General features: G+C 65.7%; 8 protein-coding genes. 6 read left to right on the forward strand and 2 right to left on the reverse strand.

What is annotated here, in order from left to right; translation table 11 throughout:
- Nucleotides 1-9: 9 nt before the first annotated feature.
- Nucleotides 10-1,569 (reverse strand): histidine ammonia-lyase, encoded by a 1,560-nt coding sequence (hutH, locus tag ABIB80_RS36200; RefSeq protein ID WP_007601333.1) that lies wholly within the window; start codon nt 1,567-1,569, stop codon nt 10-12.
- Nucleotides 1,566-2,780 (reverse strand): imidazolonepropionase, encoded by a 1,215-nt coding sequence (hutI, locus tag ABIB80_RS36205; protein ID WP_007601320.1) that lies wholly within the window; start codon nt 2,778-2,780, stop codon nt 1,566-1,568. Before hutI ends, hutH begins: the two co-directional genes overlap by 4 nt.
- Nucleotides 2,781-2,879: 99 nt before the next feature.
- On the opposite strand from hutI, the gene ABIB80_RS36210 reads away from it, so the two are divergent.
- The 6 genes from ABIB80_RS36210 (at nt 2,880) to ABIB80_RS36235 (ending at nt 8,868) form a co-directional block, all read left to right on the forward strand.
- Nucleotides 2,880-4,238: a formimidoylglutamate deiminase gene (locus tag ABIB80_RS36210; RefSeq protein ID WP_007601318.1), complete on the forward strand. Its 1,359-nt coding sequence runs from the start codon at nt 2,880-2,882 to the stop codon at nt 4,236-4,238.
- Nucleotides 4,235-4,963 (forward strand): histidine utilization transcriptional repressor HutC, encoded by a 729-nt coding sequence (gene hutC / locus ABIB80_RS36215; protein ID WP_007601316.1) that lies wholly within the window; start codon nt 4,235-4,237, stop codon nt 4,961-4,963. Before ABIB80_RS36210 ends, hutC begins: the two co-directional genes overlap by 4 nt.
- A 106-nt stretch (nt 4,964-5,069) precedes the next feature.
- Nucleotides 5,070-6,014: an ABC transporter substrate-binding protein gene (locus tag ABIB80_RS36220; protein WP_007601314.1), complete on the forward strand. Its 945-nt coding sequence runs from the start codon at nt 5,070-5,072 to the stop codon at nt 6,012-6,014.
- A 73-nt stretch (nt 6,015-6,087) separates the two neighbouring features.
- Nucleotides 6,088-6,861 carry an ABC transporter permease gene (locus ABIB80_RS36225; RefSeq protein WP_007601313.1) on the forward strand — a complete coding sequence of 258 codons (774 nt, stop codon included), beginning with the start codon at nt 6,088-6,090 and terminating at the stop codon, nt 6,859-6,861.
- Nucleotides 6,858-7,643: an ABC transporter ATP-binding protein gene (locus ABIB80_RS36230; RefSeq protein ID WP_354129298.1), complete on the forward strand. Its 786-nt coding sequence runs from the start codon at nt 6,858-6,860 to the stop codon at nt 7,641-7,643. Before ABIB80_RS36225 ends, ABIB80_RS36230 begins: the two co-directional genes overlap by 4 nt.
- Nucleotides 7,636-8,868 carry a Zn-dependent hydrolase gene (locus tag ABIB80_RS36235; RefSeq protein WP_354129299.1) on the forward strand — a complete coding sequence of 411 codons (1,233 nt, stop codon included), beginning with the start codon at nt 7,636-7,638 and terminating at the stop codon, nt 8,866-8,868. The genes ABIB80_RS36230 and ABIB80_RS36235 overlap by 8 nt, the downstream gene beginning before the upstream one ends.
- Nucleotides 8,869-9,322: the final 454 nt, after the last annotated feature.

Below are 9,322 nucleotides of genomic sequence, written 5' to 3' on the forward strand. Positions count from 1 at the left end.
AACACCTCGTCAGGCAAGCGTCGGAAACGGGTCGGTTGAAAGTACGGCGAGCGCCGCAGCCGGCAGCGCGTCGGCCTCGATCATCGCTGCAGCCTTGGCGAGATCGCCGGCCATGTAGCGGTCGGCGCCGAGCGGCGCTACCTGCTCGCGCAGTGCCGCAATGACGGCAACGAGCGGCGCACTCGTCGCGTGCGGCGCGCGTAGCGTGATGCCCTGGGCGGCGACCAGGAACTCGATGCCGAGGATGGCAGCGAGATTGTCGGCCATATCGGACAGCCGCCGTGCGGCATGCGCGGCCATCGAGACGTGGTCTTCCTGGTTGGCACTGGTCGGCGTCGAGTCGATCGAGCAGGCGGCCGCGCGCTGCTTGTTCTCGGCATAGAGCGCGGCCGCCGTCACCTCGGCGATCATGAAGCCGGAATTGATACCGGGATCGGGAGTGAGGAACGGCGGCAGGCCGAAATTGAGCGCGGGATCGACCAGCGTCGCGATGCGCCGCTCGCTGATCGCACCGATTTCCGACAGCGCAAGCGCGATGGTATCCGCGGCAAAGGCCACCGGTTCGGCATGGAAGTTTCCGCCGGAGACGATCTCGCCGGTCTCGACCAGCACGAGCGGATTGTCGGTGACGGCATTGGCCTCGACGATCAGCGTCCGCGCCGCCTGCACGATCAGGTCGAGCGCCGCGCCTGCGACCTGCGGCTGGCAGCGCAGGCAATAGGGATCCTGCACGCGCTCGTCGCCTTCGAGATGCGACAGGCGGATGTCGCTGCCCTCGAGCAGCGCCATCAAGGCTGCCGCGGCCGCGATCTGTCCCGAATGGCCGCGCAGCGCCTGGATTTCGGGGCGGAACGGCGCCGTCGAGGCCATCGCCGCATCGACCGACAGCGCGCCGGTGACGAGCGCGGCGCGGGCCAGGCGAAATGCGCGCAGCACGCCGGAGACGGCGTAGGCAGTGGAGAATTGCGTGCCGTTGATCAGCGCGAGCCCTTCCTTGGGACCGAGCGTCAGTGGCGGCAGGCCGGCCGCGGCGAGCGCCTCGCGGCCCGATACGATCTTGCCATCGACGATCGCCTGCCCTTCGCCGATCATCACGGCGGTCATATGCGCGAGCGGCGCGAGGTCACCGGAAGCGCCGACCGAACCCTGCTGCGGCACCAGCGGTGAGACGCGCCGCGCCAGCATGGCCTGCAGCTGCTCGATCACCTCGCGGCGCACGCCGGAGGCGCCGCGCCCGAGCGAGATGATCTTCAGTGCCATCATCAGGCGGACGATGGGCTCGGGCGTCGCCGCACCGACGCCGCAGCAATGCGAGACGATGAGGTTGCGCTGGAGCAGCGCGGTCTGGTCCGGCGGAATGCGCTTCGAGGCAAGTTTGCCGAAGCCGGTGTTGATCCCGTACACGGGAGCGTCGGCGCGCGCGGCCCTTGCAACGATCTCCGCGGCCGCGTCGACGCGCGGCCAGAACGAGGGATCTAGAACAACAGACGCGCCTTCGAGCACGCGCGCGAGGTCATCGAGGCCGACGGTTCCCGGCTTGACGACGATCGGCGCGCGCTTCTCCGTCATTGTCCCCTCCACACCCGGCGGTGCAGCGGATTGAAGCCGATACGGTAGACCAGCTCGGCGGGGCACTCGATGTCCCAGATCGCAAGATCACACCATTTGCCTGCCTCTAACGTGCCGGTATCATGGAGCACGCCGAGCGCTCGCGCGCCTTCCCGGGTGACGCCGGCAAGGCATTCGGCCACATTCATCCGGAACAGCGTCGCGCCCATGTTCATGGCAAGCAGGAGCGAAGTCAGCGGCGAGCTGCCCGGATTGCAGTCGGTCGCAAGCGCCATGGCAACGCCGTGCTTGCGGAACGCCTCGACCGGCGGTTTTTGCGTCTCGCGGATGAAGTAGAAGGCGCCGGGCAGCAGCACGGCCACCGTTTTAGCTTTTGCCATCGCCGCTGCACCGGCTTCGTCGGTGTGCTCGAGGTGATCAGCCGATAGCGCCGAGAATTTCGCGGCAAGCGCAGCGCCGCCGAGGTTCGAGAGCTGGTCGGCATGCAGCTTAACCGGCAGTCCAAGCCGCCCCGCTGTCTCGAACACCTGCGCCGTCTGCTCGCCGGAAAATGCAATCCCCTCCATGAAGGCATCGACGGCATCGGCCAGGCCGGCCTTTGCAATCGCAGGCAACATCTCCCTGCAGACGAGATCGATGTAACGATCCTTGTCGCCCTCCGCCTCGATCGGCAGCGCATGCGCGCCGAGGAAGGATGTGCGGATCGCGACCGACCGCTGACAGCCGAGGCTTCGCGCGGCGGCCAGCTGGCGCATCTCGGTCTCGGTATCCAAGCCGTAGCCGGACTTGATCTCGACCGTGGTGGCACCCTCGGCAATCAGCGCATCGAGCCGCGGCAGCGCGTGTGCTACGAGCTCGGCCTCGCTTGCCTTGCGCGTCGCGGCCACTGTCGAGACGATACCGCCGCCGGCGCGCGCGATCTCCTCGTAGCTCGCGCCCTTCAGGCGCAGCTCGAATTCATGGGCGCGGTTGCCGCCATAGACCAGATGGGTGTGACAATCGACGAGACCGGGCGTGATCCAGCGCCCTCCGCAATCGATCCGTTCGGCTGCATCGGCATCCGCCGGAAAATCAGTCTGCGCACCTGCATAGACGATACGGCCGGCGCGCGCGGCGATCACGCCATGCTCGATCTCACCAAGATCGGGGCGGTCGGCCCGCATCGTGGCGAGCCGGGCGTTATGCCAGATCCGGTCGAAGCGCTCTGCCATGCAACTGTCCCTTCGCGGATGCCCCTGCGCCCTGGGATGCTTGACTTATATGTCTAGACATATAATCGTGTCGCGGTTCTGTCCAGCCGGCATGGAAACATGACACGACTGCATTTCGCCTCCGCGCTCCTGCCCTCGGGCTGGGCCAATGACGTGCAGGTGGTGATCACCGCCGGCGCGATCGCCGAGGTGACGCCGGGCGTGGCCCCGGCCTCCGGGGACGAACACCACGACATCGCGCTTCCGGGACTTGCGAGCCTGCACAGCCACGCCTTCCAGCGCGGCATGGCGGGTCTCGCAGAACTGCGCGGCGACAGCACCGACACCTTCTGGACCTGGCGCGAGGCGATGTACCGCTTCGCGCTGGCGATGACGCCTGACGACGTCGCAGCGGTCGCGACACTGCTTTATGTCGAGATGCTGGAGCAGGGTTTTACCCGCGTCGGCGAATTCCATTATCTGCATCATGACCGCGATGGCTCGCCCTACGCCGACATCGGCGAAATGGCCGCACGCATCGCGCAGGCCGCCGAAGCCTCGGGTATTGCACTGACATTGCTGCCGAGTTTTTATGCGCACGGCTCATTTGGTGGCGCAGCACCGCATGCCGACCAGCGCCGCTTCATCTGTACGGTTGATCAGTTCGCCGCGCTGGTGAGCGCCTCGCGCAAGGCGATTGAACAATTGCCGGGCGCAAATATCGGTATCGCGCCGCACAGTTTGCGCGCTGTGACGCCGGCCGAGCTTGCAGCGATCATTCCGCTCGCGGACGGCGGCCCGGTGCACATTCATGCCGCCGAGCAGGTGAAGGAGGTCGAGGATTGCCTGGCCTGGTCTGGACAGCGTCCAGTGCAATGGCTGCTTGAGCACGCGCCAGTCGACCGACGCTGGTGCCTCATCCACGCGACCCACACGACGGATGAAGAAGTCACTGCATTCGCCAAGACTGGCGCGGTCGCGGGACTCTGCCCTATCACCGAGGCAAGCCTTGGCGACGGCATTTTCTCGGCTCGCGAATTCGTCGGTGCCGGCGGTGCCTTTGGCATTGGCACGGATTCCAATGTGCTGGTCGGCGTCGCCGACGAGCTGCGCCAGCTCGAATATGGCCAACGGCTCAAGCACCGCGAGCGCAACGTGCTCTCCGCCGGCGCAGGCCGCTCGACGGGACGCGCCCTGTTCGATCATGCGCTTTCAGGCGGCGCGCGGGCACTAGCACAGATGTCAGTCGGTCTCACGCCAGGTGCGCGCGCCGACATCGTCACGCTCGACACCACGCATCCCTCGCTGGCGGGGCGCGCGCGCGACGCCGTCATCGACGGCTGGATCTTTGCCGCAGGCAGCGGTGCGGTCGATTGCGTCTGGGCCGGCGGCGACAAGGTCGTCGAGGGCGGACGGCACCGGCTGCGCCAGACCGCACGCGAACGCTTCAACGCGTCGGTCCGGAGGCTCGTCGCATGAGCCTCGCCACAGATGCCGCCGACAAGCCGACGCTCTACAAACGGATCCGCGCCGACATCGAGAAGCGCATCCTGACCGGGGAATGGCCGCCGGGCCATCGCATCCCGTTCGAGCACGAACTGGTCGCGCGCTACGGCTGCTCGCGCATGACCGTGAACAAGGCGCTGTCGGAGCTCGCCCAAGCCGACCTGATCGAGCGGCGGCGACGTGCCGGCTCCTTCGTCCGCCGGCCGCAACACCAGTCGGCCGTGCTCAAGATCGCCGACATGCGCGCAGAGATCACCGGGCTTGGGCGCGCTTACGGCTACGAGCTGATCGGTCGCAAGCTCCGCGCCGCAACCGCTGCCGACCGCGACCGCCTCGGCGTCAAGAAGGCGGGCAAGGTGGTCGCGATCACCTGCCGCCACAGCGCCGACAACGTGCCTTTCGCCGTCGAGGACAGACTGATCGATCTCGCGTCGGTGCCGGATGCGGCGACCGCGGATTTTTCGCGTGAGCCACCCGGCTCATGGCTGCTTCACCATGTTCCATGGACAGAGGCAGAGCATACGATCAGCGCTATCGTTGCGGACGATCGCACGGCCGAAGCGCTCGACATCGCCGTCGGCGCACCCTGCCTCGTGATCGACCGCTATACCTGGCGCAGCACGCGCACGATCACCGCCGTGCGGCTGCTCTATCCCGGTGACTCTCACCGCCTTGTCGCCCGATTCAAGGGAGGCTGAGAGGACGATGTCGGCACAAATCGTGCAACGTTTCGGGCAACGGTCCATTGGGACTGACAATGATCAACAGGACGTCAATCCATCGATCGGCAAGAGGACGACAATCATGCGTAGTTCGAAAGTATTTGCGGCAGTCATTGCGCTTACGGTCTCCACCCCCGTGCTCGCCGACGACGTCAAGGTCGGCGTCGGCATCTCCGGATGGACCGGCTTCGCGCCGCTGACGCTGGCGAAGGAGGCCGGCATCTTCAAGAAGAACGGCCTCGACGTCACCATCAAGAAGATTCCGCAGAAGGATCGCCATCTCGCGATCGCGTCCGGCGACGTCCAGTGCGCGGCAACGACCGTGGAGACCTGGATCTCCTGGAACGCCAACGGCGTCGCGACCAAGCAGATCTTCCAGCTCGACAAGAGCTACGGCGCCGACGGCATGGCCGTGCGGAACGAGCTCGCCGCGATCAAGGATCTGAAGGGCAAGACGGTTGCGGCTTCCGCGCCCGGCACCTCGCCCTATTTCGCGCTGGCCTGGATGCTCAAGAAGAACGGCCTGTCGGTGAAGGACGTCACCGTCGTGAACCTCGAGCCGGCCGCGGCCGCGCAGGCCTTCGTCTCCGGCCAGAACGATGCCGCGATGACCTACGAGCCGTATCTGTCGACGGTTCGTGCCGCCCCCGACAAGGGCAAGATCATCGCCACCACGCTCGACTATCCGATGGTCATGGACACGTTCGGCTGCACGCCGAAATTCCTCACCGAGAACCCGAAGGCCGCCAAGGCGCTCGCCGACAGCTATTTCGAGGCGCTCGACATGATCGCCAAGGACCAGGCCAAAGCCTACGAGATCATGGGCGCCGACGTGAAGCAGAGCGGCGAGGCGTTCGGCAACTCGGCAAAGTATCTGCGCTGGCAGGACAAGGCAGCGAACCAGAAATTCTTCGCCGGCGATTTCCTGACCTTCAACAAGGAAGCCGCCGACCTCCTGCTGGAGATCGGCATCATCAAGGCCGCGCCGAAGGTCGAGGATCTCTTCGACGCCAGCTACATCAAGTAAATCTCCCAGGAGCCGCCGGCCCCGTCTCGCGGCGGGGCCGGTAGACTTGTTCACCACCCGGATACACAGTTTGATGCGTCCCCTCGATCCCGTGACGTCAAGGCAGCGCGTGGCTTACGGCCTTGCGTTCTTCGTGGTGTTCGTTGCCCTCTGGTCCTGGGCAACCTTCGGCGGCCACGTGTCGAAAGTGTTCCTCGCCAACCCGCTGACCATGGTGCAGGAAGGCGTCGATCTGATCATCAAACAGGGCTTCCTGTTCGACATCGGCATGACGATCTGGCGCGTCGTCGGCGGCTTCGTACTGGCCGCCATCATCGCCGTGCCGTTCGGCGTGCTGATGGGCGCCTACAAGCCGGTCGAGGCATTCCTTGAACCGTTCGTCTCCTTTGCGCGCTATCTGCCGGCCTCCGCTTTCATTCCCCTCCTGATCCTGTGGGCCGGCATCGGCGAGCTGCAGAAGCTGCTCGTCATCTTCATCGGCTCGGTGTTCCAGATCATCCTGATGATCGCGGTCACCGTCGGCACCACGCGGCGCGACCTGGTCGAGGCGGCCTATACGCTGGGGGCCAGCGACCGCGGCATCATCCGCCGCGTGCTGTTGCCCTCTTCCGCGCCGGAGATCGCCGAGATCCTGCGGCTGGTGCTGGGCTGGGCGTGGACCTATGTCATCGTCGCCGAACTGATCGGCTCCTCCTCCGGCATCGGCCACATGATCACCGACAGCCAGGCGCTGCTCAACACCGGCCAGATCATCTTCGGCATCATCGTGATCGGGCTGATCGGCCTGGTCTCGGACTTCCTGTTCAAGGCATTCAACGCGTGGCTGTTTCCCTGGAGGCTCGCATGACGATCCTCAAGATCGAACAGGTCTCGCGAACCTTTCCCGCGCGCCACGGCAACGCCCCGACGAGGGCGCTGGAGCCGACCGATCTTGTGATCGGCAACAACGACTTCGTTACTATCCTTGGCCCTTCCGGCTGCGGCAAGTCCACGCTGCTGCGCATCGTCGCCGGCCTCGATCGTCCGACCGGCGGACGCGTGGTGCTCGATGGACGCGAAGTGAGCGGCCCGGGCGCCGACCGCGGTATGGTGTTCCAGTCCTACACGTTGTTTCCCTGGCTGACGGTGCGCGAGAACATCGCCTTCGGCCTGCGCGAGCGTGGCGTGCCCGAGGCGGAGCGAAACAAGATCGCCGACGCCTTCATTCGCCAGGTCGGCCTGTCCGGCTTTGAGAACCATTGGCCCAAACAACTCTCCGGCGGCATGCAGCAACGCACCGCGATCGCGCGCGCGCTCGCCAATGATCCCAAGATCCTGCTGCTCGACGAGCCCTTCGGCGCGCTCGACAACCAGACACGCGCCCTGATGCAGGAAATGCTGCTCGGCATCTGGGAGCGCGACCAGAAGACCGTGCTGTTCGTGACCCACGACATCGAGGAAGCGATCTTCCTCGGCAGCCGCGTCATCGTCATGAGCGCGCGTCCCGGCCGCATCAAGGCCGAGATCAACGTGGACCTGCCGCATCCGCGCTCCTACAAGATCAAGACCACGCCCGAATTCGTCCAGTTGAAGGAACGGCTGGTCGAGGAGATCCGCACCGAGGCGTTGAAGGTTGCCGAGCATGCCTGAGACCTTTTCACGCGCAAACGGCGAGCGGGTTCTCGCCGATCTCAATGCGCTCCGTGCCATCGGCGCCTACAAGACCGGCGTGCACAAGCCGACTTTCTCCGAGCCGCACAAGCTTTCGCTGGATTGGCTGGTGCGGAAGCTACCCGACGCGGGCCTCACCGCCGCGATCGACGGCATCGGCAATGTCTTCGGCACCAGCGCAAAGTCGGGACCCAAGCTGCTGGCGGGATCACATCTCGAAAGCCAGAACTACGCCGGCTGGCTCGACGGGCCGCTCGGTGTCGTCTACGCGCTCGAAGCGGCCCGCGTGCTCAATGCCGATCCCTCGCTCGAAGGTGCGGTCGAACTTGCCGCCTGGTGCGACGAGGAGGGACATTTTGGACACTTCCTCGGTTCGCGCTCCTATGTCGGGCAAGTGACCGAGGCCGACATTGATGTCGCACGCGACCGTACCAGCGGCCGCACCATGCGGGACGCACTCGCCGACATGGGGCTCGCAGGACGACCGCGCACTACCGCCGAGCCGGGCCGGCACGTCGGATATCTGGAAGCCCATATCGAGCAGGGCGACACGCTCGAGAGCGGCCGCCTTGCGATCGGCGTTGTCACCTCCATCGTCGGCATCTGGCAATACCAGATCAATTTCGTCGGTGAGCAGAATCACGCCGGCACGACCCGCATGGCTGCACGGAAGGATGCCGGGCTGGCGCTGGCAAAGTTCTGCGTCGCGATCGACGAGCGTTTCCCCGATAGCTGCGGGCCGCGCACGGTCTGGACCACCGGCCGCATCACGCTCGATCCCGGCGCGCCCAGCATCATTCCGGGGGGAGCCGAAATGCTGTTCCAGATCCGCGACGACGATCCTTTTGTCATCGCCCGCCTGGAGCAACTGCTGCGGAGCATGGCGGACGAGGCCAGCGCGAACGGTCCCTGCACCGTCACCGTGGAAAAGATTCGCACTGGCGCGCCGGCCATGATGAACGCGGGCATCCAGGACGCGATCGAAGCCGCGAGCAAGGCCCTGGCCGGCGGACGATCCATCCGCATGCCCAGCGGCGCCGGCCACGATGCGCAGATGCTTGCGGCCGTCATGCCCGCGGGCATGCTGTTCGTACCGTCGATCGGCGGCATCAGCCATCACTGGACCGAGAACACCGCTGACGCTGACATCGCCACCGGCGCCCAGGTGTTCGTCGACGCTTGCAGGCGGATACTCGGCGGCTAGAACGGCGCGCCGCCCCCACTCTCTCCCCATCGTCATTGCGAGCGAAGCGACTTGTCCGCCGAAGCTTTAGCGAAGGCGGAAGCAATCCAGAATCCCTCCGCGGCGGCAGACTGGATTGCTTCGCTGCGCTCGCAATGACGGCGTATGAGGCGGCAGCTTCGTCCTCCCAGCACCACTGTCATTCCCCGCGAGAGCGGGGAATCCAGTACGCCGCGGCTTCTCGGTTCAATCATAACTGTCTCGGAATACTGGATCGCCCGGTCAAGCCGGGCGATGACAGGGAGTGTGTAGCCGCAGACACGGCTTCGCGTCCTCGCGGCGCGTTCGCCCGAGCTTTGCCTGGTGATTCCACCCTCTTGTCCAAGAGGGCGCAGGGAAGGCCGGGTGCCGGCTGGCACCCGCGGTCCGCTGCGCGAAAAGCACACGCAGGAAAACCGCACAGCAGCATACAGGT

It is taken from the genome of Bradyrhizobium sp. i1.15.2 (genome assembly GCF_040548425.1).
Lineage (GTDB): Bacteria > Pseudomonadota > Alphaproteobacteria > Rhizobiales > Xanthobacteraceae > Bradyrhizobium > Bradyrhizobium canariense.

Excerpts from the sequence above, each read along its gene's own strand:
- hutC (WP_007601316.1), top strand. The coding sequence starts at position 4,235 with ATGAGCCTCGCCACAGATGCCGCCGACAAGCCGACGCTCTACAAACGG.
- ABIB80_RS36230 (WP_354129298.1), top strand. The coding sequence starts at position 6,858 with ATGACGATCCTCAAGATCGAACAGGTCTCGCGAACCTTTCCCGCGCGC.
- ABIB80_RS36235 (WP_354129299.1), top strand. The coding sequence starts at position 7,636 with ATGCCTGAGACCTTTTCACGCGCAAACGGCGAGCGGGTTCTCGCCGAT.
- ABIB80_RS36210 (WP_007601318.1), top strand. The coding sequence starts at position 2,880 with ATGACACGACTGCATTTCGCCTCCGCGCTCCTGCCCTCGGGCTGGGCC.
- ABIB80_RS36225 (WP_007601313.1), top strand. The coding sequence starts at position 6,088 with ATGCGTCCCCTCGATCCCGTGACGTCAAGGCAGCGCGTGGCTTACGGC.
- hutI (WP_007601320.1), bottom strand. The coding sequence starts at position 2,780 with ATGGCAGAGCGCTTCGACCGGATCTGGCATAACGCCCGGCTCGCCACG.
- ABIB80_RS36220 (WP_007601314.1), top strand. The coding sequence starts at position 5,070 with ATGCGTAGTTCGAAAGTATTTGCGGCAGTCATTGCGCTTACGGTCTCC.
- hutH (WP_007601333.1), bottom strand. The coding sequence starts at position 1,569 with ATGACGGAGAAGCGCGCGCCGATCGTCGTCAAGCCGGGAACCGTCGGC.